At 43.5% G+C, this 26,187-nt stretch carries 25 protein-coding genes and 2 tRNA genes; 9 read left to right on the plus strand and 18 right to left on the minus strand.

The features are described from left to right. Positions 1 to 4: 4 nt before the first annotated feature. Positions 5 to 781: a DUF1080 domain-containing protein gene (locus CI959_RS13495; protein ID WP_005854859.1), complete on the minus strand. Its 777-nt coding sequence runs from the start codon at positions 779 to 781 to the stop codon at positions 5 to 7. Positions 782 to 949: 168 nt separating this feature from the next. Here CI959_RS13495 and CI959_RS13500 point away from each other — a divergent pair, with 168 nt between their 5' ends. Next, positions 950 to 1,843 carry an AraC family transcriptional regulator gene (locus CI959_RS13500; protein ID WP_005854860.1) on the plus strand — a complete coding sequence of 298 codons (894 nt, stop codon included), beginning with the start codon at positions 950 to 952 and terminating at the stop codon, positions 1,841 to 1,843. A gap of 74 nt (positions 1,844 to 1,917) precedes the next feature. Here the strand turns inward: CI959_RS13500 and CI959_RS13505 are convergent, their stop codons facing one another. From CI959_RS13505 to nusB, 10 genes are all read right to left on the minus strand, one after another. Then, the gene (locus CI959_RS13505; RefSeq protein WP_005854862.1) at positions 1,918 to 2,508 is read right to left on the minus strand and encodes a sugar O-acetyltransferase; all 591 of its coding nucleotides are present in this window, start codon (positions 2,506 to 2,508) and stop codon (positions 1,918 to 1,920) included. 64 nt (positions 2,509 to 2,572) lie between these two features. Beyond that, complete coding sequence (locus CI959_RS13510) at positions 2,573 to 3,502, minus strand: glycyl-radical enzyme activating protein (protein ID WP_057317192.1); 930 nt, start codon at positions 3,500 to 3,502, stop codon at positions 2,573 to 2,575. Continuing rightward, entirely contained in the window at positions 3,492 to 5,771 is a 2,280-nt protein-coding gene (locus CI959_RS13515; RefSeq protein WP_057317193.1) for a pyruvate formate lyase family protein, read from the minus strand. The genes CI959_RS13510 and CI959_RS13515 overlap by 11 nt, the downstream gene beginning before the upstream one ends. Positions 5,772 to 5,778: 7 nt before the next feature. After that, complete coding sequence (locus CI959_RS13520; RefSeq protein WP_057317194.1) at positions 5,779 to 6,519, minus strand: N-acetylmannosamine-6-phosphate 2-epimerase; 741 nt, start codon at positions 6,517 to 6,519, stop codon at positions 5,779 to 5,781. 11 nt (positions 6,520 to 6,530) lie between these two features. Further along, on the minus strand, positions 6,531 to 7,496 hold the full coding sequence (locus CI959_RS13525) for an ROK family protein (RefSeq protein WP_057317195.1): 966 nt from the start codon (positions 7,494 to 7,496) through the stop codon (positions 6,531 to 6,533). A gap of 207 nt (positions 7,497 to 7,703) precedes the next feature. Further along, positions 7,704 to 8,141 carry a DUF5606 domain-containing protein gene (locus tag CI959_RS13530; RefSeq protein WP_005864934.1) on the minus strand — a complete coding sequence of 146 codons (438 nt, stop codon included), beginning with the start codon at positions 8,139 to 8,141 and terminating at the stop codon, positions 7,704 to 7,706. 189 nt (positions 8,142 to 8,330) lie between these two features. Beyond that, the gene (gene coaE / locus CI959_RS13535) at positions 8,331 to 8,912 is read right to left on the minus strand and encodes a dephospho-CoA kinase (protein ID WP_036612883.1); all 582 of its coding nucleotides are present in this window, start codon (positions 8,910 to 8,912) and stop codon (positions 8,331 to 8,333) included. Further along, the gene (locus CI959_RS13540) at positions 8,905 to 9,918 is read right to left on the minus strand and encodes a YbbR-like domain-containing protein (RefSeq protein WP_057317196.1); all 1,014 of its coding nucleotides are present in this window, start codon (positions 9,916 to 9,918) and stop codon (positions 8,905 to 8,907) included. Before CI959_RS13540 ends, coaE begins: the two co-directional genes overlap by 8 nt. Positions 9,919 to 9,932: 14 nt before the next feature. Then, entirely contained in the window at positions 9,933 to 10,247 is a 315-nt protein-coding gene (gene yajC / locus CI959_RS13545; protein WP_005864940.1) for a preprotein translocase subunit YajC, read from the minus strand. Between the two features lie 62 nt (positions 10,248 to 10,309). Continuing rightward, a complete protein-coding gene (gene nusB, locus CI959_RS13550; RefSeq protein ID WP_057317197.1) occupies positions 10,310 to 11,236 on the minus strand; it encodes a transcription antitermination factor NusB in 927 nt (308 codons plus the stop codon). 223 nt (positions 11,237 to 11,459) lie between these two features. On the opposite strand from nusB, the gene CI959_RS13555 reads away from it, so the two are divergent. Then, positions 11,460 to 11,849: a DUF3276 family protein gene (locus CI959_RS13555; protein ID WP_005864945.1), complete on the plus strand. Its 390-nt coding sequence runs from the start codon at positions 11,460 to 11,462 to the stop codon at positions 11,847 to 11,849. A 107-nt stretch (positions 11,850 to 11,956) separates the two neighbouring features. Here the strand turns inward: CI959_RS13555 and CI959_RS13560 are convergent, their stop codons facing one another. Further along, positions 11,957 to 12,127, minus strand: a complete 171-nt coding sequence (locus CI959_RS13560; RefSeq protein ID WP_005854886.1) for a DUF362 domain-containing protein — start codon at positions 12,125 to 12,127, stop codon at positions 11,957 to 11,959. A 153-nt stretch (positions 12,128 to 12,280) separates the two neighbouring features. Here CI959_RS13560 and CI959_RS13565 point away from each other — a divergent pair, with 153 nt between their 5' ends. Continuing rightward, complete coding sequence (locus CI959_RS13565) at positions 12,281 to 12,982, plus strand: porin family protein (protein WP_008778155.1); 702 nt, start codon at positions 12,281 to 12,283, stop codon at positions 12,980 to 12,982. Here CI959_RS13565 and CI959_RS13570 read toward each other — a convergent pair. From CI959_RS13570 to rsfS, 3 genes are all read right to left on the minus strand, one after another. Beyond that, the gene (locus tag CI959_RS13570; protein WP_005854890.1) at positions 12,969 to 13,802 is read right to left on the minus strand and encodes a phosphatidate cytidylyltransferase; all 834 of its coding nucleotides are present in this window, start codon (positions 13,800 to 13,802) and stop codon (positions 12,969 to 12,971) included. The genes CI959_RS13565 and CI959_RS13570 overlap by 14 nt on opposite strands. 142 nt (positions 13,803 to 13,944) lie before the next feature. Beyond that, positions 13,945 to 15,999 carry an ATP-dependent zinc metalloprotease FtsH gene (gene ftsH / locus CI959_RS13575; protein ID WP_095231465.1) on the minus strand — a complete coding sequence of 685 codons (2,055 nt, stop codon included), beginning with the start codon at positions 15,997 to 15,999 and terminating at the stop codon, positions 13,945 to 13,947. Positions 16,000 to 16,029: 30 nt separating this feature from the next. Further along, complete coding sequence (rsfS, locus tag CI959_RS13580; RefSeq protein ID WP_005854895.1) at positions 16,030 to 16,389, minus strand: ribosome silencing factor; 360 nt, start codon at positions 16,387 to 16,389, stop codon at positions 16,030 to 16,032. Positions 16,390 to 16,676: 287 nt separating this feature from the next. Between rsfS and CI959_RS13585 the strand changes: the two genes are divergently transcribed. Together CI959_RS13585 and CI959_RS13590 are read left to right on the plus strand one after the other, a co-directional pair. Continuing rightward, positions 16,677 to 16,747: transfer RNA gene (locus CI959_RS13585), tRNA-Gln, on the plus strand. Between the two features lie 33 nt (positions 16,748 to 16,780). Continuing rightward, positions 16,781 to 16,851, plus strand: a tRNA-Gln gene (locus tag CI959_RS13590). Positions 16,852 to 16,913: 62 nt separating this feature from the next. Here CI959_RS13590 and CI959_RS13595 read toward each other — a convergent pair. Genes CI959_RS13595 through dnaG form a run of 3 tightly spaced genes read right to left on the minus strand, consistent with a single transcriptional unit; the run spans position 16,914 to position 21,229 of the window. After that, entirely contained in the window at positions 16,914 to 18,230 is a 1,317-nt protein-coding gene (locus CI959_RS13595; RefSeq protein WP_057317200.1) for an ABC transporter permease, read from the minus strand. Next, positions 18,227 to 19,099, minus strand: a complete 873-nt coding sequence (locus tag CI959_RS13600; protein ID WP_057317201.1) for an ABC transporter ATP-binding protein — start codon at positions 19,097 to 19,099, stop codon at positions 18,227 to 18,229. The genes CI959_RS13595 and CI959_RS13600 overlap by 4 nt, the downstream gene beginning before the upstream one ends. Before the next feature lie 12 nt (positions 19,100 to 19,111). Next, positions 19,112 to 21,229, minus strand: coding sequence for a DNA primase (gene dnaG / locus CI959_RS13605; RefSeq protein ID WP_057317202.1), 2,118 nt, complete (start codon positions 21,227 to 21,229; stop codon positions 19,112 to 19,114). A 346-nt stretch (positions 21,230 to 21,575) separates the two neighbouring features. On the opposite strand from dnaG, the gene CI959_RS13610 reads away from it, so the two are divergent. The 4 genes from CI959_RS13610 (at position 21,576) to CI959_RS13625 (ending at position 26,127) form a co-directional block, all read left to right on the plus strand. Then, positions 21,576 to 22,112 (plus strand): UpxY family transcription antiterminator, encoded by a 537-nt coding sequence (locus CI959_RS13610; RefSeq protein WP_036612860.1) that lies wholly within the window; start codon positions 21,576 to 21,578, stop codon positions 22,110 to 22,112. A 244-nt stretch (positions 22,113 to 22,356) separates the two neighbouring features. Further along, positions 22,357 to 23,886, plus strand: coding sequence for a lipopolysaccharide biosynthesis protein (locus CI959_RS13615; RefSeq protein WP_057317203.1), 1,530 nt, complete (start codon positions 22,357 to 22,359; stop codon positions 23,884 to 23,886). Further along, positions 23,870 to 25,003, plus strand: coding sequence for a Coenzyme F420 hydrogenase/dehydrogenase, beta subunit C-terminal domain (locus CI959_RS13620; RefSeq protein ID WP_057317204.1), 1,134 nt, complete (start codon positions 23,870 to 23,872; stop codon positions 25,001 to 25,003). The genes CI959_RS13615 and CI959_RS13620 overlap by 17 nt, the downstream gene beginning before the upstream one ends. Continuing rightward, positions 24,991 to 26,127: a polysaccharide pyruvyl transferase family protein gene (locus CI959_RS13625; RefSeq protein WP_057317205.1), complete on the plus strand. Its 1,137-nt coding sequence runs from the start codon at positions 24,991 to 24,993 to the stop codon at positions 26,125 to 26,127. The genes CI959_RS13620 and CI959_RS13625 overlap by 13 nt, the downstream gene beginning before the upstream one ends. The last annotated feature ends 60 nt before the right edge of the window (positions 26,128 to 26,187 follow it).

Below are 26,187 nucleotides of genomic sequence, written 5' to 3' on the forward strand. Positions count from 1 at the left end.
ACAATTAGTCTAAATCCTTAATCTTCACATTCTTGAAATATACTTTACTTCCATGGTCCTGAAAACAAAGTTTACCGGTGGTAGAGATACCGTAATCGGGGAAAGCTTCCCATTTACCGCTATAACGACGCATCTTCCAATCTTCGGACCCTTCTTGAAAAGAGAAAAGTTTTTCTCCGTTCAGCCAGTGCTCAACATATCCATCCTTGTAAAGTACCATAGAGGAGTTCCATTCTCCCGGAGGGTTCACCTGTTTGGTTTCCGGTACATACATAGCGTAGTTGCAACCCGTTTTCTGCCAGTCTTCCAATCCCTCTTTTCCGGTCTCGCTGACCCAAGGATAGTTATCGTCATCGATCAACTGGTATTCCGGGCCGGTTTCAAAAGGAGCTTTGTACTTAGGCCCTTCTTGTACGTGATATAAGAATCCTGAGTTTCCTTGCGCCCCGATTTTCCAATCCCATTTGATCTGGAAGTTATGGTAATTCTTAACGGTAACGATATCGGTACTTACCTTGATCGTGGTATCCGCTATCACGTCACCACCGTTTCCGTAGCCGACGATCACCCCGTCTTCTACCTGCCATCCCTTGACATCACCCCCGTTGAACATTTTCCAACCGGTAAAATCCTTGCCATTGAATAACAAGGTGTAGCCTTCCGCTTTTTCCTCCTCAGTCAATACATTATCTTTTACTTCTGTGGATGAGGAACGACTTCCACATGCAACCATACACATCCCGTAAATGGTTACTAGAAAAATAGATACGATCTTTTTCATATATTAGAATATTTAGTTTAATTATCTCCTTATGATAACGCCATTTGATATGGTTTATTTGTTCATTGGCAAAAATACTGCACATAAAGGATTTGGATAATAGAGTATCTAGCTAAAAAAAATGGATTATCTTTGCGTTATTCAGTAACCATCTAAAAGTTCTGGTTTATGGCGAAAATAAAGCATGGTTTTTCCGGTCAGCGATTGATTGTCTATCCTTTCTACGTTATAGAACAAGCGTTGAACAACCCGTTAGTCGCGGACTTGGTCGTACACTCTATGGGGTATTTTCCGAAGGCGGAAAGCCATTATATTGATCGTGCGTCCGGTTGTGGAGAGTACCTTTTAATTTATTGCACCAAAGGAGAGGGTTGGTACGTGTTGGATGGAAAACGATATGTCGTACCCGAGAATCATTTTTTCATCCTCCCGGCAGAGAAGCCCCATCAATATGGTTCGAGCGAGCATGATCCTTGGTATATTTATTGGGCACATTTTAAAGGGAAAAAGGCGAAGTATATCAGTGATCAACTGCAAGGGGTGATCCCGATCGACATGGATGATAATTCCCGTATCGGCGATCGTATCGCCTTCTTCGATGAACTATTGAACGTGTTGGAGAGCGGGACGGATGAGGCTACGGTTAATTATGTCAATTTAAGTTTCAATCATTTGATCGCCTCTTTCCTCTATGTGAAGACGTATAGGGAGGCTAAATTCTCCAAAAGCAAGGCGGAGAATACGTTCTTTATTAGTTTGGCGACCCACTTCATGACGGAGAATCTGGAAAATAAATTGACATTAAAGGAATTGGCCTCTCATTTCGGCTATTCGGAATCTTATATGTACAGGCTTTTCTTCAAGGAAACCGGCTATGCGCCGATGAATTATTTCTTACATATGAAAATAGACCGGGCTTGCCAGCTATTATTACATACAAATATGAAAATCAATCAGGTCGCCTTGAAACTGGGCTTTGACGATCCCTACTATTTCAGCCGTATCTTTAAGAAGATAGTAGGTACATCGCCCAAGGATTACCGGCACTCGTTGCCGAAGTGAGATATTTACGATGAACCTAAACGGGAATTTAGGGCTGCCCTAAACGAGGGCTTAGGGATACCCTAAACGGGAGCTTAGGGCTGGCGGTATTTATTCCGGTCGGCTTCCGTTATTTCCCGGATTACACGGCAGGGATTGCCGGCAGCTATGACATTGGCCGGAATATCTTTGGTTACGACGCTTCCTCCGGCGATTACCGTGTTATCGCCAATGGTCACCCCGGGAAGGATACAGGCTTGCGCCCCGATCCATACGTTATCGCCGATAGTCACGGGAAAAGCGTATTCCAGACCTTCATTACGTTGCTTTACGTCAAAAGGGTGGCCGGCGGTATAGATGCCTACGTTCGGGGCGATGAACGCGTTATTGCCGATACGAACTTTCGCTCCATCCAAGATAACGAGATTCACGTTGGCGAAGAAATTATCCCCAATCTCGATATTATAGCCATAATCGCATTGGAAAGGGGATAGGATAACGGTGTTCTTCCCTTTCTTGCCTAGAAAAGAGGTTAGGATCCGATCTTTTTCTTCCTCTTGGTCGGGGGGCAATTGGTTGTATTTGAAAAGGACGCATTTCGCTCTTTTCATCTCATCTTGAAGCTCACTATCATGATTCGCATTGTATAATAGACCTTCCGCCGCTTTCTCTTTTTCTGTTTTCATATGTCTCTTACTAAGATTTATAAAACGATGATTTGCGCGAAGATACTATTTTATTGGGAGGAGTTTATCCTCCGATTCGTATTTCCAAACCCATTTTTTCCCCCATCTCCTTAAAGGGGAACAGCTCTTCTTTGGCTAGCATTTGCTCGCAGGGATAAGGATAGGTGAGACCTAATTGCTCGTATTTATCTTTGCCCAATGTATGGTAGGGAAGCAGGTGTACGCATTTGATACGATTTTCTTTCGCCAGCATGAATATTTCCCGAAGCGTATTCTCATTGAAATTGAAACCGGGGATTACCGGTACACGGATCGTTACTTTATTAGCGCTCTTACTGGATATATACCGTAAATTCGTGAGGACCGTATCCAAGTTCGCTCCGGTTTCTTTCTGAAGTAAATCCTTGTCCGTATGTTTGATATCGAACAAGAACAAATCGATAAGCGGAAGCGCTTGCTTTATCTTATCAAGATTCACTTGCCCGCAAGTCTCTACGGAGGTATGCAGTTTCTCGTTCTTGCATTGGATCAGCAAATCCATCAATCCCTCGAATTGCGTGAAAGCTTCCCCTCCGGAAAACGTAACCCCTCCACCGGAATTCAGGTAATAATCCCGGTCACGTAAAAGGATTTCCATAACCTCGGATGAGGTAATTGATTCACCGACAAACTTAATAGCGTTCTGCGGGCATATACGCTCGCAAGCCTTGCACGCCACACAAGCCTGCCGATTAAATACCGGATAATGATCTTGGATAGAGATATTTCCCCGTGTACAAATCGCCTCGCAACGTCCGCATCCGATACATTTATTCTTGATATGGAGCAGATGCGGTTTCCTTTTCTGGGATTCCGGATTGGAGCACCATGGACAATGTAGGGGACAACCTTGAAGGAAAACGACGGTCCGGATGCCCGGGCCGTCGTGAACGGCGAACCGTTCGATCTCCATGATTGATAACCTATTTTCGCTAACCTTATATTTATTCATCATATAATACCCTGCTTAAAAGTTCCTGTTGAATATTGGGAGATAAATCGACGAATACCGCGGAGAACCCGCTTACCCGGACGATTAGGTCCGGGTAATTTTCCGGGTGCTCTACCGCGTCTTCTAAAACTCCCTTATCTACTACAGTCACCATCAAATGGCAACCCCCTTTCGCAAAATAAGTCTTGAACAGGCTCTTGATGACAGCCCTGTTCTCGTTGAACATGGAAGGAGAAAACTTAATGTTTTGTACCGAGCCTCCATGATACTTGGCGTCGAACTTCGCCAAGGAATTCAGCATGGCCGTGGGGCCGCTTTTATTCGCTCCCCCTTGCGGATTATTGGCAGGATTCATGTACATGCACGATAATCGCCCGTCGGGTGAGGCGGCGGTCCGGTTTCCCCATTCCGTGTTTAATTGATTATTGCTGATAACGATCAAGAAGTATTGCATACCGATGGCGATACCGCGATCGCGTACGCCTTTCGCTACGAACTCGTACAAATCGTTGGCCATCGTATCGGCAGTCTCAAGGTCGTTACCATATTTATCACAGTTTAGGCAATCTTTTCGTAAAGCCTCATAGCCGTTAAAATTAGCTAGCATGGCATCATTTAATTGCCGTAACGTGTATTTTTTTTGATTGAATACCAGATCCCGGATTACCCACAGGGAATCGGAAGTGTTGATATTGCCATACGTCTCGTTTGTCCCGCCTAGATAACGTACGCCTCCGTCCAAAAGCGCTTTTCCCCGTGCGATGCAATCATCGGTCAATAGGCTGGTAAACAAGAAACTTACGTGCTGGTTCATCACCTCATACGAATGGTATTGGGCTTTGACAGACAGATCCAGATAATAATCGAGTAAAGCCTTGTAACCGTCATAGAATTCCTCGAATGTCTGATACTCCTCTAATTTCTTTAGAGATACCGGCCCGGATTTACGTTTACCGTCAATGGGGTCGATACCATCATTCATATAAATCGTAAGTAGTTTTAGTAAATTGATGCAAATGTTGGGCGTACCCGTACTCTGTCCTTGTATCACGAACTCGGTACACCCGAAAGGCACGTATTGTTCCGCCGTTTTCTCATCTACACGCATTCCGTACATGACAGCCGGGACGTTTACATCATCATTGTAAAGGGTCGGGTAAGTAGCTCCCGCACCCAAAGCGTCCAACGCTTCGTCCCAGATTTCCTCGGAGGTATCTTTATCGAAACGCAAGGTGAATTGCGGCTCTACATACCTGCAATTTTTCGCTACTTTCATGGCGATATGCAGGAATACGTCGGCCTCTTTCGGATGTTTGCGTCCTTTACCGCCTACGATGATACGTCCGTTTACGGTGGTACGGCGATTCTCAATCATGGTCCAAAGCGAGTGGATATATCGGTATGCTTCTTCGTCGGTCAATCGCCCGGACTTGAGATCGGCTACTAAATAAGGGCCTAGATAATCATCCAAACGACCGTAGTTTATAACACCGGCCAACAAAGCGAATAACCAGAATAACTGCATTGCTTCATGGAACGTACCGGGTTTCTTCTCCTTGATGTTCTCTAGGGCTTGGCAGATATGCTCTAATTCTTTTTGCCTTTTCATGTTGGCTGAAGCCATTTGCTCTCTAGCGTCTTGCTGGAGATGAGAAGCACAATCTACAAAAATATCCAGACATTGGATGCCTGCTTTGTAAAAGTTATTATCGGGTTGCTCTTTGAGTTTCTCCTGTAAATCAGAGCGAAGGCCACCGATGCCCTTATCCAATAGTTTCGGGTAATCCAGCATTATTCCAGATAGACGTGCGGTAGCGATCATCGGGTACTCGCAGTCGATGAACATACCCAATGTATCCTCGGTGAGGACCTCCTTGTTGAATTGGGTCTTTAAATCGTGATCCAACCAATAATCATATAACGCATCCACCCGTTTTCGTTCAGTTTCATCCAGTTGTTGCTGGAAGGCACGGAGTTTCTTGAATACGCAATAATGCCCGACACCCCCTAAGGAAGTTACGCATCCGAACCCGATCGGTAGGAAATCCGTACGTCCGGCGATCAAGTCTTGATCCGTGATCTTGCGAAATAGCGTGGGGTATAAAACTTTCAGGCATTCCACTTCACGTATCTCTTTGGGTAGGGCGGCACAGGCTTTATGGACTGCCGTATACCGCTCCATGATCTCCAGTTGTACGATCAGAGGTTTCTCGCAAGGTATTTTCTTGCTGATCTCTACGTTTTGCGCCCCTTCTACATTGAAATTTGCCATATGACTATTAATGTTTGCTTCTTTCGGCTTCCCGCCAGTTATTTTGGTAACCGGTTAGTAAGTCCGTAAAACGTTTCGTGATCAAGTGCGGACGGGTGATCGCGCTACCTACTACTACGGAGTGAGCTCCGAGGAAGATACATTTCATGGCATCTTCCGGAGAGTAGATATGCCCCTCCATAATGACGTAGGCCTTGCCCTTGAAGTCACGGCACATACGGGCGAACTCCCGTAAATCCGGTTGCTCGATATGTTTGGTAGCTTCCGTATACCCATATAAGGTAGGGCCAACAATATCGGCTCCCATTTCTACGGCACGTACGGCTTCCTCATAATTGGATACGTCGGCGAAGATGATCGCTTCCGGAATTTCCTTTTTCAAGATCGGTAGCAGTTCGTATGCCGGGCGGCCTTCATGAGTGATTTGGCTCGTACAGTCCAAGGCGATAATCTCGGCTCCGGCTTCCCATACCGCTTTAGCGGCCTTTAGGGTAGGAGTGATAAATACGTCCGTATCATCGTGCCAGATTTTCCAAAGCCCGATTACCGGCAAATCCACCTCTTTTTTAATCGCCTTGATCTGCTCCGGGTCGTTGGCACGGATACCCACGGCTCCTCCCCATTGGGCGGCTTTTGCCATTTTTACGACAAAGTCTACTGAAAAAGTCGGATCATCGTGTTGTACTTGACAGGATACGATCAGTCCTCCCTTGAATGAGTCTAAAAGTTCTTTCTTATTTGTTTTCATATTTTTTTTCGTTACATCGTTTTCTCTAAAAGCGCGGCGCCGATTATTCCGGCGTCATTTCCTAATTCCGCACGGATAACTTGAGGGATACCTATTTCCTCGGCGGCGAAGGTACAAGTATGTAGTTTCTCGTTTAAAGGTTTCAACAGCAGGTCACCTGCATGTGCGATACCACCCCCTAAAATGATTACTTGCGGACGGAAGATGGTTATGAACGTGGAGATTCCGGCGGCCAGTCTACTGATATAGTCATCGACGATCTGTTTAGCGAGGGAATCCCCTTGTTTAGCGGCCTCGAAAAGAATCTCTCCATTGACTTTATTTTCGTCTTCGCCGCAAAGTTTCCATATCAAGGTGTCCTTATTCTTTTGTAAGGTCTCTTTCATGATACGGATTAATGCGGTGGATGAGCAATAAGCTTCCAAACAACCTTTTTGCCCGCATGTGCAGCGTTCGCCATTGTATACCAATTTGGTATGTCCAAGTTCGGCTCCCATATTATCGGATCCGGAATAAATCTTCTTACCCATGATAATTCCGCCTCCGACTCCCGTTCCCAGCGTTAACATGATAGCGTCGGTATATTGGCTGGCTGATCCCGCCAATACTTCGCCATAGGTAGCGCAATTCGCGTCGTTGGCTATATAAGTAGGCAAAGAGATATGCTTCTTTAAATAGTCGTAAATAGGAACATTTTTCCATCCGAAGCAATTGGCATGTACCAAAAGGTTCGTTTTGGGATTTACATAACTAGGCATGCCGATACCCCAGGAAGAGATGTCTTCTATTTGTAATCCAGCCTTTAGGACCGCTTTTTTACTGACCGCAGCCATGTCGGCGGTGATCTCATCGATCGTACGTCCGGCCTGTGTCGGTATACTTTCCTTTGCGATAATCTGGTGATTCTCATCTACTACGCCGGCTACCATATTGGTACCGCCAACGTCCAGACCGAGATAATACTTGGTGCTTTTCATCTTTGCTCTTTATTTTATGAGGTCAATAGAGTGAATTATTTGTTGGCAAAGATAGAGGAGTTACCCGCCCTAGACAATGTGAGGTTTAGCCTAAAATAATGGACTATTTTTGCATAAGTGCTCTTGTTGGTTAATGTGGCAATATAAAAAAAGGACCGGACGATGGGTATCGAACGGTCCTTTCTTTAATCTTTATGTCGTATGCTGTTATTCAGCTTCTTTTTCAGCAGCTTCCTTTTCTGCCGGAGCATCTTCCGGAGTGAAGTCAGTGATACCTGCGTTGATCAAGATGTTATACCAAGAGAGTAGTTTCTTGATGTCGCTTGGATAAACACGCTCACGATCATAGCTAGGCAATACCTCGGCAAAGTACGCACGCAATTGGTCTGTCGTGGCTTTGGAAGGTACCAAAGAGGCGGTTTTTCCCTCTTCCTTGTTCTTTACGCTAGTCAATACCTCATGTAAAGGCACTTCTGTTTCATCCGTATAGATTGCGATATCGCCTAATGAGATTACTTTATCTTTTGCGTATGCGGGTACTCTCTTGTTATCAGTCAGCGATTCAACGATCAACATGTTTTTTCCATGGGAAACCAGTTTATACAGACCGGGTTTTCCCGAAATAGACAAAATAGTCTTCAACATAATGTTTTTTATTTTCTATTAGTGTTAAACTTCGAAGTGACAAAGGTAATAAGAAAAAGTGGAATTCTTCCGTCATGAGGACAGTTAACTTTGTTGGAGAAGTATCTTAGGTTCGTTGACGAAGTATCTTAAGTTCATTGGATGATGAAGGTAAGATGCTGTAAAAGCCACTCGTCCCGCTATCGGTGATTATTGGGATTGAAGCCAACATAACAGTTTGCCTACTTGCGGTATAAGGGCCTGTCTATTGTCATTATAGATAACATAATCGGAGCGATCTTTCTTTTCCTCGTCCGATATTTGGCTGTTGATTCTGCGTTCGATTTCTTCTCTCGAGGCTGAGTCCCTTCCCAAGGCTCTTTCGATGCGGAGTTCTCTTGGGGCATAGACCATCAAGCTTATGTCTACCACTTTGTAGAAACCGGATTCGAATAATATGGCGGATTCGATGGCGCATAAAGGGGAAGTCTGTCTCTCTACCCAAGCCGAGAAATGACGGTTTACCTCAGGATGAATGATCTGGTTGACCTGTTGTAATTGTTCCGGATTATTAAAGATGTGGGAGGCTAGAAGTTTCTTGTTCAATCCCTCATTCGTATAAATCTCCGGACCGAAAAGGGCTGTTAATTTCTCACGGATAACCGGGGAGTTATTTGTCAGCCATTTACTTTCCTCGTCCGCTATGTATACGGGTACACCGGATAACGCTAATAAAGAGGCTACGACGGATTTGCCGCTCCCGATCCCTCCTGTAATACCTATTTTAATCATGCTTATTGTTGTGTTCCAAAATAAATTCTACCTTATCTGGCAATAAGGTTGCCGTATGTACCCAGTCTGGTTTCTTGGTGAGTTTGACGGGTAGGGTACCAGATACGTTTTGCTCCAGATCCTCAAAAGGTATATGAATCGAGAACATATCTTCCGAAAGTCCTTTGAATCGGGACAAGGGCACACTGCAAGTCACTTTTACGACCGCCGGAAACATACGTACCGTATAATGTGGTGGTATATGACTGCAAGAGACAGGTATTTCCAACGTCTTCTCCGTGTACTCCTCTATCGGAATCGTGATAGATACGTTTTCCGGATCGAAGTTAACACCGTCTACTTTGATTAGTTGTACGGTTCTCGTAATGTTTTTATTCGCTTTTTTAACTTCAGTGAAAGCCGTCTTGACCGAGGTCAACGTATCTAAGATCGCTGCGGTGGCATAAGCGTTGATCTTTTGGGGATTGATTTGGATATCCCCGGATAATTGAAAGCCGGCTTCCATATGAATATCACCATTAAAAACGACCTGTATTTCCTTATGGACCCGCTGACTGAAATCCATATCTATTTGTTGTGGATCAAAACTTTGTAATGCCGTAGTGGCTATCAATTGTTTTTGAATATCGTTCTCGATCTGCCTTTTACTTACTTGAACCGAACCGTTTTTCTTCTTCGTATTCTTCATGTTCACCTCGATCGGGGCAAACGATCTTCCAAAAGTATAGTTGAGTAAAACGCTACCCTTGTCTTTTACCTTTGCGGTAATCGTTTCCACCTCAGGGGCATTAAACGCTATATCGGCGGGTACGTTCTTATACTTAACCGGAAAAACAAGCTTTATCTCATATTCCTGCTGCAAGCTTTGGAGTAGCCAGAAACCGAAAGCCAGAAGGGCGAAAAAGAAAAAGACCAAGGCCTCTTTCCATTTGTCTCCGTGGAAAAAAGCCTTAGTCTTTGCTTGGATAGACTTGAAGGAATTTTGTATGTTCTCAAGTCGCGACATATTCTGTAGTTAGATTATTTCTGCTGCTGAGCGTCTTCCGCTGAAGCGAAAATAGAAGTTTTATCTACACGGATACGTACTCCATCCGCTACCTCGATTAGCATATAAGTATCACCGATCTCTTTGATCTTTCCATAGATACCTCCGGCGGTAATCACTTTATCGCCTGTTTTCAACGCCTCACGTGATTTCTGGATTTCTTTTTGTTTCTTTTGTTGCGGACGGATCATGAAGAAATAGAAGATAGCTACGATAACTACCATCATCAAAATACCGGACCACTGACTTCCTCCAGCTGGAGCTTGAAGTAAAATACTGAGTAAGTTCATACTATAATAATCGTTTTACAAGTTAATATCAATAATGATATGCACAAATGTAATGATAATAATTAATCTTTGAGCAATAACTTCTCTTTTTTTAATTCGTTGACTATTGAATCCAGAATTCCGTTAATGAATGTTCCGCTTTTAGGTGTACTATAATACTTTGCGGCATCGATATATTCATTTAAGGTAACGTTGATGGGAATGGTCGGGAACGATAAAATCTCGGCTAAGGCGACTTGCATGATGATCAAGTCCATATTGGCGATACGTTCGGTTTCCCAATTCTTCATATGTTTGTCGATGCGTTCACGATATTCCTTACCTTTCAACAAACTTTGACGGAATAACTTGATTGCGAAAGCCTTGTCTTCCAAATCCTTGAACATTGGCAATAAGGCTTGTTTACTACCTTTCTTCTCCTCGAATTTCTTGATAGTCTTCAAGGCGAAAGTCTCTACGATCTCAATATCGTCGTTCCAGTAGATGCTTTTGTCTTCCAGATATTCCTCTATCATCTCGTTCCCACAGATTACTTTCTTGAAGATCTGGCGCCAGAACTCACGATCCGTCTCGTACGAGTCTTCTTCGTTTTTCAAGTATTCGGCGTAAATTTCAGAGCTTAAGATCGTATCCAATACGTTTTTAACAAACTCCTCGTCGTTACTCCATGAGAGACCTTGCTCGTCCACATACTTTTTCAACGTATCGTTTTCCGCTAATTGAGCGACAAAACGATTGTCTACGAAGCGTGTATTCGGGTTTAACTCCTCATGGGTAGGCATGTATTTGCACTTCCGGGTGTCAAGGATCCTTCTTTGCAGGTTGGTAACTTCGATAATTAGGAGTAAGAAATAATAATATAAGTCATATGACTTCTGAAGGCTGAAAAGCAATTCGTTTTCCGCAACTTTGAGGTCACCGTTTCCGTTTTGATAGTAAGAGTATACTATCTGTAAAACTTTAATGCGGATTAAAATTCTGTTGATCATCGTTTGAAGGAACTTCTTATTATAAATTAGGCTGCAAAGGTAGTCGTTTTTTCCATAAAAGAATCCGGATTTACTTAATTTTATATGTGTTAGATGATATTTTACAAATTTAGCCTCAATGGGCGTATTTTCGATCGTTAAAATAGTTGCTAATTAAAAAAAAATGCACATATTTGAAGCAAGTTATATAAAGTGGGTGGTTTTTTAACGAATGTTAGCTGTCATGGAAGAATCAAGGAATAAAAAACATGTTGAAGGTGGCGACAGGGAGATTCTATACTCTAAAGCCATTAAAGCGGGAAAACGGATTTATTATCTGGATGTGAAGAGGAATTTGAAAGATGACCTATTCGTTGCCGTTACGGAAAGTAAGAAAATTCAATCAAAGGATGGTTTGCAAATCTCATTTGAGAAGCATAAGATTTTCCTTTATAAGGAGGACTTTGAGAAGTTTATGGAGGGAATGCAAGATGTAATCAGTTATATCAAGAACTCAAATCTGAAGAAATCCGCGGAAGACGTGGTGGAACCTGAAGAGGAGGAAACGATTCATGGCGATTCCCCAGAGGAGGATATGGCTTCCGGTGCTATAAAGTTGGATATTGAGTTTTAATGTAACACGAAGAGAAAAAGATAACGGGCTGTTTTACTCATGGAGAGAAACAGCCCGTTATGTGTTAGGAGCTTTCCGCAAAGGAAAATCCTATTCTTTGCTGCGAATTATTCAGCCGGGTGGATAGCCTCTGTAGGACATGCGTCAGCGCAAGTTCCACAATCTGTACACATTTCAGGGTTGATGCTGTATTTATCACCTTCTGAAATTGCTCCTACCGGACACTCATCAATACAAGTTCCGCATGCAATACAATCATCGCTAATTACGTAAGCCATTTTTTTAAACGTTTAAATTGATAACTATTAGTAGGTGCAAAAATATAGCTTTCTTTCTATTTAAAAAATATCTACTGGCTTATTTTCTTCAAAAATCTTCTTTTTTGCAATATCTTTGTCGGGTTTTCGTTATTAAACAAAATAGGTTGAGATTTGAGACGATTATTACTTATATTATATGTGGTAAGCTTGGCTACCATGGGAGCCATGGCTCAAAAGGAAAGGGTGAGGAATCAGCCGTACGCTGATTTGAAATGGCTTCATCTGGGGTTTCATGTGGGTATTCACTCGCAGGATTTGTTATTGACCCATACCGGTGTCATGACCAATGGAGAGACTTGGTTCGCGGAGATTCCTTCTTACTCACCCGGCTTTAGTGTCGGGGTGATCGGAGATATGTATATGAATCCTTATTTCAATTTACGCTTCACGCCTTCTATCCATTTCGGGGATAAGAAATTTAAGTTTCGGGAACAGGCTACGGGAGAGGAATTCATCACGAACGTTCGTTCCAGTTATCTGAATTTCCCCTTAGACGTTAAATATACGGCTTTACGCTTGAATAATTACCGTCCTTATTTGATCGGCGGTATCTATGGCTCCGTGGATATAGGCCGTAAGAAAGGTAATCCGATTCTATTGAAAAGCACGGACTTCGGATTTGAGTTTGGCTTGGGATGTGATATCTATCTACCCTACTTTAAGTTATGCCCAGAGTTGAAATTCTGTTTCGGATTGGTTAACCTATTGGAGAAAGATCGTCCGGACTTGGTAGATCAAGCAAATATCAAATATACGGATGCCTTATCGAAAGCTACATCCCGTATGGTGATCCTGACATTTAATTTCGAATAAATAACTCGATATAGATATAAGCGGCCGGAATAGCCATCATTACGCTATCGAAGCGATCCAGCATGCCTCCATGTCCGGGTAATACATGCCCGGAATCTTTCACGCCTAACGTACGTTTCATCAAAGATTCTATCAAGTCGCCCCAAGTCCCGAATACTACGATCGTGCCGGCTAATCCAAGCCATGTGTACCAGTTCGTGGCCGGCATGAACCAAGCGAATATTTGGGAGGTTATTAATACGAATGCCAACCCTCCGTAAAAACCTTCCCAGGACTTCTTGGGAGAGATACGTTCGAACAATCTTCTTTTTCCAAGCATAGATCCCACTAGATAAGCTCCCGTATCATTTACCCATACGAAAACGAAAATAGCCAAGGCAAAATAGGGGATATGTACGATCTCGCCCGGCGTATTAGGTACCGATGTAATAAAGTTTAGCAGAGAGAAAGAGCCTGCGCAATAGATTTGACCGAATAAGGTCAATGCCCAGTTATTGATTGGATTACTGGCTTTATCGTAAAGCTCGGTGATCATGGTATACATTAAGAATAAAAGATAGGGGAGAAATATATTGCCTCCAACCAAGCCATTGGCGTAACCGAATGTGGCGGCGAAGAGGTAGGCTCCCCCCAAGGAACTGACAAATCGTTTGATGGCGGCATTCTCATAATGTTTGACCAATCCGTAGAACTCCCATAGAGAAAGTCCGGTAATGAGTCCAAATACCGTAAGAAAATAATAGGAGTGGAAATAGATCGCACCGACCAATACCGCGACGAAAATAATGCCAGTCAATGCACGTGTAATCAGATTTTTCAAAACAATAGTGTTTTTGCTTGTTTGTAATTTCAAGTGCAAATATAACTAATAAATTGATAATACAGCAATAAGGAAGGCTGGATAGTAACTTTTGATCAAAGATACGCCCCAGCCTTACTTGTTATGAATGTCTTGACTTTGGTCAAGCTATTTTCCCTGTCTTGTTTTCTTCGGTAGGAGTATCGGTTACGTTTTCCATTGTTGCGTCCGCTTCCGCCTCCTTATCCGCATTCTCCTTGTTCTTTCCGTTAGCCTTTTCCTGCAACTCCAGAATCTCTTGGGAACGGGAGATCCAGGCGCGTTTCCCGAAGATATGCTCTACATCTTCTGAGTAGATTACCTCACGATCCAATAATACCTGCGCAAGTTTACTATGACCTTCCTTATTCTCGGATAATATCCGTTTTGCCCTGTCGTATTGCTCATTGATGATCTTCTGCACTTCTGTATCTATCAATTTTGCGGTCTCCTCGCTATAAGGCTTGGTGAATCCCCAATCCTGTCCGGTGGAGTCGTAATAGTTCAAGTTTGGAAGTTTATCGCTCATACCGAAGTAAACGACCATCGCATATGCTTGTTTCGTGACACGTTCCAAATCGTTGGATGCGCCTGTGGATATTTTTCCCAAGACTAATTCCTCTGCAGCACGTCCTCCTAAGGTAGCGCACATCTCATCCTGCAATTGCTCGCGGGTGGTGATCTGTCTCTCTTCCGGCAAATACCATGCCGCACCTAATGCCTTACCACGGGGAACGATTGTCACCTTAACTAGCGGATTGGCATGTTCCAACAACCAACTTAACGTAGCGTGACCGGCCTCATGGTTCGCGATACATTTCCGTTCTTCCTCCGTCGTGATCTTCGAACGTTTTTCAAGACCACCGACAATGCGGTCTACCGCATTCATGAAGTCTTCTTTCTGTACGAATTTCTTTCCGTTACGGGCGGCGATCAAAGCGGCCTCATTACAAACATTAGCGATATCAGCACCCGAGAAGCCCGGAGTCTGCCTTGCTAGGAACTCAGCGTCTACGCTTTCATCTATCTTGATCGGACGCAAATGCACCCCGAATATTTCTTTACGTTCATTCAAATCCGGTAATTCAACATGGATTTGTCGGTCAAAACGTCCGGCACGCAACAACGCTTTATCCAAAATGTCCGCACGGTTTGTAGCGGCTAAGATAATAACACCACTGTTAGAGCCGAAACCATCCATTTCGGTCAACAGCTGGTTCAACGTGTTCTCACGCTCATCGTTGCTATTCATATTCGCGTTCTTCCCACGGGCACGGCCTACCGCATCGATCTCATCGATAAAGACGATACAAGGAGATTTTTCCTTCGCTTGGCGGAATAAGTCACGCACACGGGAGGCGCCTACACCGACAAACATCTCCACGAAATCAGAACCAGACAAGGAGAAAAACGGCACATTAGCTTCTCCGGCAACAGCCTTCGCCAATAATGTCTTACCGGTTCCCGGAGGGCCTACCAATAATGCACCTTTGGGTATCTTACCTCCTAATTCGGTATATTTTTCCGGATTCTTTAAGAAAGAGACGATTTCCTCTACCTCTTGTTTCGCTTCCGCCAATCCGGCGACATCCTTGAATGTCACTTTACGGTCGTTATCTTTATCAAAAAGCTGGGCTTTTGCCTTACCAACGCTGAACACGCCACCCGGACCTGCGCCGGTACCACCAGACATGCGTCTCATCAAGAACATCCATACACCGATCAATAAGATAATCGGGCCGAATGAAACCAAGAAATTCCAGATAGCGTCATCGCCTTCCTCGAACCGGACTTGTGTATCGATGTGACTATCGGCTACCGCTTTGTCATAGAAATCGGAAAACTTGTCGGCCGACGGGATCTTTACGTATACTTTCGGAGAAACCCCGATTTTAGAAACGTCCATATTCCCAAAGACCTGTTCAGTCTTTCCATTTTTCACTGTAGCCTCCACCAAGTTCTTCTTGTTGTAGACTGTCATTTTATCGAATACGTTTTCCTGCGCTAGTTTCTGGAACTCTGTCCAGCCTAGCTCTTTCGTTCCCGAAGAATCATTTGTCATGTATAGGGCAACAAGCATAATGAAGATCAACCCGTACATCCAATACAAATTAAAACGAAACATCTTGGGTTTCCCTCCCTTCGGTGTTTTATTAAATATATCGTTTTTATTTTCCATAAGAGATTATCATCAAATATTTAGGCCGGCTTAATCAATGTTAGGTACTTGTATAACCTTCGAGTCTGCCCAAAGGTTCTCTAAGTTATAAAATGCACGTTGTTCCGGCAGGAATATATGTACAAGAACCGTGCCATAATCCATGCCGATCCATTGAGCGCCCTGTGTACCGTCAATGGATAATGGTTTCTCGTTCGCGTTCTTGCGTGCGAAATCCCATACGGAATCAGATAACGCTGAAACTTGGGTAGGAGTGTTTCCCTCACAAATAACCATATATTGACAAATGGCACCAGAAGTCTGGCTTAAATCTACTGTTACAATATTTTTGCCCCTTTTTTCTTGAAGGCCTTCAACAATCGTTTTTACTAATTCTTTTGTTTGATCCATTTATTTCTATTGATATAATTTTCCAAGTCGCAAATATACTTCTTAATTCGTTACATACGTCTTTTTCTTTCATTAATATATGTGTAATACCTTGTTTGAGACTATCTCCTCGATCGTTATAAGCTTTTAAAAAAACACGTACGTCTTTTTGAGAAAACATGTACGTGTTTTATCCGAAAGACGTACGTGTTTTTTCTGGACATTTTTTTCGAAGGTTTATTTGCAAATTTTGAAAAAGTATATACCTTTGCATCCGCTAACAAGAGAGTTGGTGATTTGTTAAATATTGTTCTATGGTGTAATGGTAGCACAACAGATTCTGGTCCTGTTTGTCCTGGTTCGAATCCAGGTAGAACAACGTTTAAAGTTTACTTGACAATTTTGTAGAGATTGTTCTATGGTGTAATGGTAGCACAACAGATTCTGGTCCTGTTTGTCCTGGTTCGAATCCAGGTAGAACAACATAAAAAAAGCCTCGTTATTCGATAAGAGTAGCGAGGCTTTTTGTTGTAGATATCATGTTTTTATTTGTAACGAAGCCATTTGGACATCTCCTTTATACTGGGTTTCTTACCATACATGAGAATGCCTACACGGTATATTTTGGCGGAAAACCAAGTAAAACCGATGGATGATATATACAAAAATCCAATGGAAAGTAGTATTTCCCACAAAGGCACCTCGAATGGCACCCGGACCATCATCACGATCGGAGAGGTGAAGGGGATCATGGAGCACCAGAAAGCTAATGGTCCGTCAGGGTTTTCCATGCTGTAGATTCCCGCATAGAGGGCGAAAACTAAAAGGAGCGTGACTGGTAGCATGAATTGTTGCGTGTCTTCTTGGCCGTCTACAGCTGATCCGATAGCGGCGAATAAAGAAGAATATAATAAGTAGCCGCCTATGAAATAAGCGATAAACAAGATGCCTATCTCGGTGAAGTTAATCGTATGAAGCATCTCTATCCATTCATTTCCATGCTGCTGGGCTGCGATAGCCGTCATGTTAGGGGTTGTGTTAAGTGCCATGCTTGATTGCAAGATCTCGCTTTCCATACCTCCTCCCAAAAAGAAAGTTCCCCCGGTGATGAGAATAAAGGTCATAACCGCCCAAAGGAATACTTGCGTAAGCCCGACAAAACCGATTCCTATAATTTTACCCATCATTAAGTCGAAAGGTTTGACGGACGAGATCATAATCTCGATGATCCGGTTCGTCTTTTCTTCCATAACCCCTTGCATGACCATTCCTCCATAGATTAGGATGAACATATAGATAAGCATGGTGAAAATTACTCCGGTTATGGATGCCACTACGGACGAGGATTGCTTTTCGCTTCCGTCATCCCCCCATTTGATCGTTTGTATGTTGAAATCTACTTTACTTTCTTTTATGATCTCTTGTAGATTGGGAATATTGAATGTTGCCAGTTTGTCACTCTCTATCTGCTTCTTTAATGTCATATTGACGAGTCGGCTCAAATCCGCCGGGATTTGTTTCTTGGAATAGAGGGTTGCGTTTTTCGGATTTTTCTGCAAGTCGTCGGAGATGTTGAGAAATGCGAATATCTCCTTTTCCGACATTTGCCTGTACTTATCCATATCTTTGTCGCCGTTGATAAAACGATAGCTTTCCGTATCCTCGAACAACGGGGCGTATTTGCCGGTGGCGTCGAGTATGGCGACTGTATGAATCTCATCTCCCTTGATGGAAGAGAGCCATAGGGGGACGAACGCAAGTGCAGCGAATAGAAACGGTGTGAGGAACGTGAGCAGGATAAATGACTTTTTACTTACTCTCCGGAGATATTCCCGTTTGATGATTAATCCAATTTTGCTCATGCTTTTGATGTGTTTGTACCGGAAACGGTGTTGATAAAAATGTCATTCATAGAAGGGATCTCTTCCGTGAAGGAAAGTATCTCATATTGGGACGCCAGCCGGGTAAGCCAATCGGAGTTACTGGTATTTTCTTCCTTGCGTATCCTTAACTCCTCAATACCTCCAGTCTCCTTGCGTACATTTAATATATAGGTATTACTCTTAAACCGTTCCCGTACCTCCTTGACATTGCCGGACAGGACGACCTCAGAGCGATTGATTAAAGCAATCTCGTCACAAATCTCCTCAACGGAGGACATGTTGTGAGTTGAGAATATAATGGTATGCCCGGCCGCCTTCAATTCCAATATCTCTTGTTTAAGGCGATCGGCGTTGACCGGATCGAATCCGCTAAATGGCTCGTCAAAGATCAATAGCTCGGGTTCGTGTATCACGGTAATGATGAATTGTACTTTCTGCTGCATACCTTTCGACAGCTCTTCCAGTTTGCGATTCCACCAAGGCATGATGTCAAATTTCTCGAACCAACGGGTCAAACGACTGCGTGCCTCTGGGTAGGAGAGACCTTTCAATTGTGCCAGATAGATCGCCTGCTCCCCGACTTTCATCTTTTTATACAACCCTCTCTCTTCCGGCAAGTAACCGATCTGGTAGATGTCTTCCGGGCTGGATTCATGGCCGTTGAAGCGAACGATTCCGCTATCCGGTGCCGTAATCCGGTTGATGATCCGGATCAAGGTCGTCTTGCCCGCCCCGTTAGGCCCCAGTAATCCAAAGATTGTTCCTTGAGGAACTTGGATACTTACCTTGTTCAGCGCCAGATGCCCGGCGTACTGTTTTACCACGTTTTCTGTCTCAAGGAAATTCATAGATGTTTTTTATTACATTTTTAATACGATACGCTCACCCAGCTCTTTGCAGAGCACGTTCTTGATCTCGTTGAGGTGGGCGTTCTGTTTCATTAAATCAAAGATCTGTTCCATGTCACCCTTGTTTTGAGCCTCTTTGATTTTCGCTTGGATATCCTTTATCTTATAGAGGATATAGGCATCTTTCATGGAATAGATTTCCCGGGGTACCAAGTAATCCAATTTATCTTCTTCTTGCTCTAGTTCCCTGAACTTCGTATGATATTTACTAAGCTGGTACTTATCGCTAATAAGGTTGGCGGCAAGCCGGCTGATGTTCGGGTCCGGATGGGCAAGGAAATAACGACTGGCCATAAAGCCCTCGTTTTGACAATGTTCAGCAGCTTCGTCCAGCATTTGTTTGAAGGCTGGCGTATAAAACGTAAGGTCATCACGTTCCAGATCGAAACGGATATAATCGGCGACCCTCATGATGACATGCTCGTTGGTCTCCTCATCTACGTAGTCATAGAGGACACGTTCGCCATATCGTACGATATAGCGCAGAAGAGCCAACTCATAAGCCTCAAAAGGAGAGCGTTTCGGTTGGACCTGTATGTTGGGAGCCGTCGGAACCTCGTATGGAGGAGTAGGGGGCGGACCCGCTTCCTCTTCCGGAATATAGTCCTCGGGCAGTGGAGGCGGAATATTTTCCGGAGGAAGGGTATTTGCCTCTTCCGGTGTATACGGTTGGTAGCCGGGGAAATCCGGATACTCAGGGATCGTATTGGCTGGAGGTTGAACGGGCGGTGTATTCTTTGCGGATTTAGCCGCTTGGTTCTCTTCCTTGTTGAGACGGATCTTATTGACCTCGTTGAGTAAGACTTGCTCGTCTATCTCCATGGTCGTACTACATTCTCGGATATACACGGAGCGAGCGATATTATCAGGTATGATCGCTACCGTACGGATAATATCCGAGATCAGGGCGGAACGTTTGATCGGATCACCCCCCGCTTCCGCCAATAACAACTTCGTCTTGAAACGGATGAAATCTGTCTCGTTCTGGCTGATAAACTCTGCGAACTCGCTCGCGCTATGACTACGGGCAAAAGAGTCCGGGTCTTCTCCCGCCGGAAGAAGCACGACCTTGACGTTCATCCCTTCTTCCAATAACATATCGATACCCCGGAGAGCCGCTTTGATTCCGGCGGCATCTCCATCGTATAATACCGTGATATTATTCGTGAAACGATGTATGAGCCGGATTTGCCCTTGCGTGAGCGCCGTACCCGAGGAGGCAACCACGTTTTCTACGCCCACTTGGTGCATACCGATCACGTCCATATATCCTTCCACCAAGAAACAGCGATCCTGTTTCATGATTGCTTGCTTGGCGAAATAGATGCCGTAAAGCTCGTTGCTTTTATGATAAATCTCGCTTTCGGGAGAGTTTACGTACTTCGCGGTCTTCTCGTCCTTTTTCAATACACGTCCGCCGAATGCCACGACCTTTCCGCTTAATGTATGGACGGGAAAGATAACACGTCCCCGAAAACGATCGTTCACGTTTCCATTATCATAAGCGATAACTAAACCGGTTTTCTCGAGGAATTCCTTTTTATAACCTGCTTTTATAGCGGTTTTGTATAAAGCATCCCGCTGGTCCAAGCTATACCCAAGTTGGAATTTACGGATGATATCTTCCCTCAATCCTCGCTCGGCGAAGTAGCGCATACCTACGCTTTTCCCTTCAACATGCTCATGTAATAAAGTAGAAAAGTATTGTCCCGCCCAACTATTGACGATAAGCATACTTTCCCGGTCGCTACGGATTTGTTTCTCTTTCTCGGTAAGTTCCCGTTCCTGTATCTCTATATTGTATTTTTTCGCCAGAAAGCGTAAAGCGTCGAAATAGCTGAGTTGCTCATGCTTCATGATGAAGTGAACGGCGGTTCCACCTTCTCCGCAAGCGAAACACTTACAGATATTCTTTGAGGGGGATACGTAAAAAGACGGTGATTTGTCCGAATGAAATGGGCATAATCCTACATAGTTGATCCCTCGTTTCCGAAGAGTCACGAATTCAGAGACAACATCCACGATGTTCGCCGCGTCCAATATCCGGTCTATGGTAGGTTGATCGATCATTTTAAATTACTCCTTTTTTAGCGAACACAAATGTAGTGAAAAATAACCAAACACAAACAAGGCTTGATGTTTGCTTGTGTTTGGTTATTTTTTGCTATATTTGCGGCGTGAAACGAATGCTATTCGCCAAGTAGCCTATTTGCCAAAATAGCTCAAAGGCTATAAAAATGCCTTCTCGGTATTAAATATAGGGTCTTTTGAGCGTAAAACAAGTTGGCTTCGATGGCAACAAAAGGTCTTGAAAAGAGAGTATACGCTTTCCAACTTACAAGAGTCTATTGTATAACTGATTGGATATTAAGAAAATACACATCCTTTCAGGACTAGAAGAATTATCCCTTATCCAATGGAATATCCTTTAACAGACGATTGGTTCGTATTGCGAGACTTGACCCGTCCCAATGCTAAACGCCCGGCCTATAGGTTGCTAGAGGAAAAGGGTATTGAGATTTTCACTCCTATGCGTTGGCGGTTGGTCGAGAGGAAGGGTAAGCGGATTCGTGAGGAGGTTCCTCTTCTGCACGATTTACTTTTTGCCCATACTACCCGTACCTGTATGGATCCAATCGTAGAAGAGATCAGTACCCTCCAATATCGTTATTTGCGTGGTGGCTACCGTAAGCCGATGACGGTAGGCCATGCGGAGATGAACCGTTTTATCTGTGCTGTCCATTCCGATGATTCCCCACGTTATTTCTTGGTGGAAGAATTAACTCCTGCGATGTACGGTCGCATGATCCGCATCGAGGGTGGTCCACTGGATGGCTACGAGGGTCGTTTACTCTCTATACGAGGGGCCCGTGTGAAACGTTTGATCGTAGAGATACCAGGTCTGTTGGTTGCTGCTGTAGAGGTCGATCCTAAATATATTCGGTTACTATAACATATATCTACCTATCTGTCTCTTGAGGATATATACTACATGTGCATCCGGATATATACTGTATATTCCCTTGAATATATACTGCGTGACCGAAGTCAGTGCTAACGCTTTTTATGTGGTTCGTTTTGATGGCTATCCAAGCAGTATGAAGGCTGTGTGCAAATCAAGAAAGTTGTACGCTTGAGAATTTGAAGAGTGTTACAGTTGCTCTAAATTTGAAGGATACCAATTCTCAATAAGATATATGCATTCAATATCCGAGAATAATAAGCGGATAGCGAAGAACACGCTGTTCCTCTATGTACGTATGCTCTTGATCATGGGGGTGACGCTATACACCAGCCGAGTTGTATTACAGATGCTGGGGGTAGAGGACTACGGGATTTATAACGTGGTGGGAGGAATAGTTGTACTCTTTACGTTTGTCAATAACGCCATGGTCACCTCCACGCAACGGTTCTTGAATTATGAGTTGGGACGTGGGGATCTGGTGACAACCCAACACGTGTTCTCTGCCAGTGTCACGATCCATCTAGGAATAGCGTTGCTGACGTTCGTACTTGCGGAGACTGCTGGGTTGTGGTTTTTGGAACGCTACATCCAATATCCTGCGGATAGGGGATGGGCGGTGACACTTACATATCAATTTACGATATTGGGCACTTGTGTTAATATCATGCGTGCTCCTTATAACGCAGCCATTATCGCACATGAGCGGATGTCATTCTATGCTTATATCAGTGTGATTGAGGCCGTGTTTCGTTTGTTGATTGTGTATTTGTTGACTTGGACCGCATGGGATCGTTTGATCTTTTATGGGTTCTTGATGTTTGTCGTACTGGCTTTGGTGTTGGCTTGTTATTATTTGTATTGCAGGCGATCGTTTGCAGTATGTCATTATCATTTCTTTTGGGATAAAGGGTTGTTCTGCGAGTTGCTAGGTTTCTCTGGCTGGAGTCTGTTTGGAGGAATAGCCAATATGGGAGCCTCGCAAGGATTGAACATCTTGTTGAATCTTTTTTTCGGCGTGACGGTGAACGCTGCTATGGGTATCGCCAATCAAGTACAAACGGCGGTCTATAGTTTCGTTGGGAATTTCCAGACGGCTTTTAATCCGCAAATTGTTAAGTCTTACGCCTCAGGCGATCGCAATTATTTCATCGACTTGATCATGCGTACCTCGAAATATTCTTATTTTTTGCTGTTCGTTATCTCTTTTCCTCTGTATCTCTGCTGTGAGGAGGTCTTGTCACTGTGGTTGGGGGAGGTACCTGCGCATACGGTATCGTTTTGTCGCTTGATGATATTGTTCTCCTTGCTGGACGCTTTGCAAGGCCCACTTTGGGTATCGGTACAGGCCACGGGGAAGATCCGTGATTACCAGATACTGATGAGCGTGATGATCCTGACCAATCTGCCACTCGGTTACTTGTTCTTGAGGATGGGGTATGTGCCAGAGGTGGTACTGGTGATCCGTTGTTTGCTGAACCTCTTGATCTTGTTCTTCCGGCTTTGGTATTTGCGGCGTTTGTATGGTTTTCCTGTGTGGAGGTATTTGCAGGAGGTGGTTGGTCGGGTAATTATGGTAACAGCCGTTGTTTATCCTATTGTCTATTTACCTTTGGGGACAATCGGTTTTGCTTGGAAAATTATTCTGTTAGGGATAATTTCTTTATTGATGGATGGTTTGGCCATGTATTATTTGGGTTTGGATCACAAAGAACGAAAACTATTGATGACCCAACTAAATAAGATCTATGAGAAATATAAATGAGATAAAAGATTGTTATGGCTGTGGTGTATGTGCTACGGTCTGCGGTAAAAAGATCATTGGGATTGGATTGAATAAAGAGGGCTTTTATGAACCGAGAGTCATCGATCCAGACCGATGTGTAGGCTGTGGTTTATGCTTGGATGTATGTTCATTTTTACAAGAAGAGCCTTCTTTACGACGTACTGAGATTCACAGTTATGCGGCTTGGAGTAAAGATACGGTTATACGGAGAAAGTGCTCCTCGGGTGGTGTAGGCTTTGAGTTGGGGCGAACCTTGATTGAGGAAGACTATAAGGTATGCGGTGTGCGTTATGATGCGGAGCGGGCAAGGGCCGAGCATTACATAGCTACGACCGTGAAGGAATTAATACCTAGTATAGGCAGTAAATATATACAAAGTTATACGGTTGATGGCTTTAAGGCGATTAACCGAAAAGAGAAATATCTGGTGACAGGTACGCCTTGCCAGATAGATTCTTTCCGTAGGTATATCCGGAAGTTTAATGTAGAAGATAATTTTGTTTTAATGGACTTCTTCTGCCATGGTGTCCCCTCTATGCATTTATGGCAGAAGTATCTTCAGGAGGTGGAGAAATTGACAGGGAATGTTACTTATGTCTCATGGCGTAATAAACTCACGGCTTGGCATGATTCGTACGATCTGTTAATAAGGGGGGAAAAAAGTTTCTATAATTCAAGGCTGTCTCAAGGAGACAGGTTCTACCGCTTCTTTTTAAGCGATGCTTGTTTGGGTAAGGCTTGCTATGAGAGGTGCAAATATAAGTATGACCGTTCGGCTGCGGATATCCGTATTGGTGACTTATGGGGTAATACCTATAAATCGAATGAGGATGGTGTGAGTGCGGCGGTTGCCTTCACGGAAAAGGGAAATAAGATATTGTGTTCTTGTGGTTGTGAGTTGATAGAGCATCCTTTTAATGTTGTTGCGGAAGGACAGATGAAGGAATGTCCTCGTAGACCGAGGTTGCGGTCATGGATTCTTGTGCGTTTCTGTTCCGGCCACTCGTTGCGATCTACGTTGATCATGTATAAGTTATGCTGTTTGCTGAAACGAATCATAAACAAATTAATCAGAATATTGAAATGGGAAAAGTAGTGGGAATACTCTCTATGCAAAGGGTCTTAAACTATGGTTCTTTTTTACAGGCGTATGCTTTAAAACAGTTGTTGCTACAAAATGGAGCGGATGAGGTTTATTTTATAGATATAGAGAAAGGCCGTTCGCTGCCGGGTTATGAGTCGGGATCTTCAATTTGGTCGAAAGCATGTACAGCCTTCTCTTTTTTATTCAAAGGACGTTTAGTCTCGTTGTTGAAGGATCGCCAATTTATGAGACGGGTTAGAGGTCGCATTGCCGCCCAATTTCCTGTATTAGGTTTGGACTGTTTGACTCCTTTCCGTTTTGATGTGGTTTTTATTGGTAGTGATGAGGTTTTTAATTGTTGCCAGAAAAGCTTTTGGGGATATACTCCTCAACTTTATGGTCGAGTTTCTCAAGCGGGTCGGGTAGTCTCTTATGCGGGTTCATTTGGACATACGACTTATGAGCAATTGTGGAATGCTGGTGTTACTGAAGAGATTGGGGGTACAATGAAAAAGTTATCGGCCATATCTGTCCGTGACAGGAATTCGTATGAGATCGTGGAGCGTTTGACAGGTATTAAGCCAGAGATACATTTGGATCCAGTGTTGATATATGGGTATGAGAAAGAGATTGTAGAGAGAAATATCAATATCCAGCAGCTTTATATGGTAATTTATAGTTATCAAGGGCGTATTTCTGATAAAGATGAAATAAAGAAGATCGTGGAGTTTGCTAAATCGAAGGGATTGAAATTGATCTCTGTCTTTTGTCGTTATGATTGGTGTGATGAGGCTGTCATACCGGAAACTCCGTTTGATGTTTTGGCTTGGTTCAAGAAAGCGGAATACATTGTTACGGATACATTTCATGGGACGATATTTTCGATCATAACGCATCGTCCGTTTTGTTCGTTGGTAAGAGATAGTAATGAACAGAAATTGGGCTCATTGTTAGAGCAGTTGGCCTTGGGTGAGAGGAAAATATTGAAAGGAGATTTTCAGAAAATCGGATCTGTTTTGAATATACCTGTCGATTATGATAAGGTGGATAATGTACTCCAAGAGGAACGAAGGAGAGTAATGGAGTATATGTACAAACAGTTAGTGGATATAGGGACTAAAATTTGTAAGAACTAGTGATTTGGAATCATAATTTAATGAGTTCTATCTCTAATATTATTAATAGATTTGTTCGTT

It is taken from the genome of Parabacteroides sp. AT13, assembly GCF_002272965.1.
GTDB lineage: Bacteria > Bacteroidota > Bacteroidia > Bacteroidales > Tannerellaceae > Parabacteroides > Parabacteroides distasonis.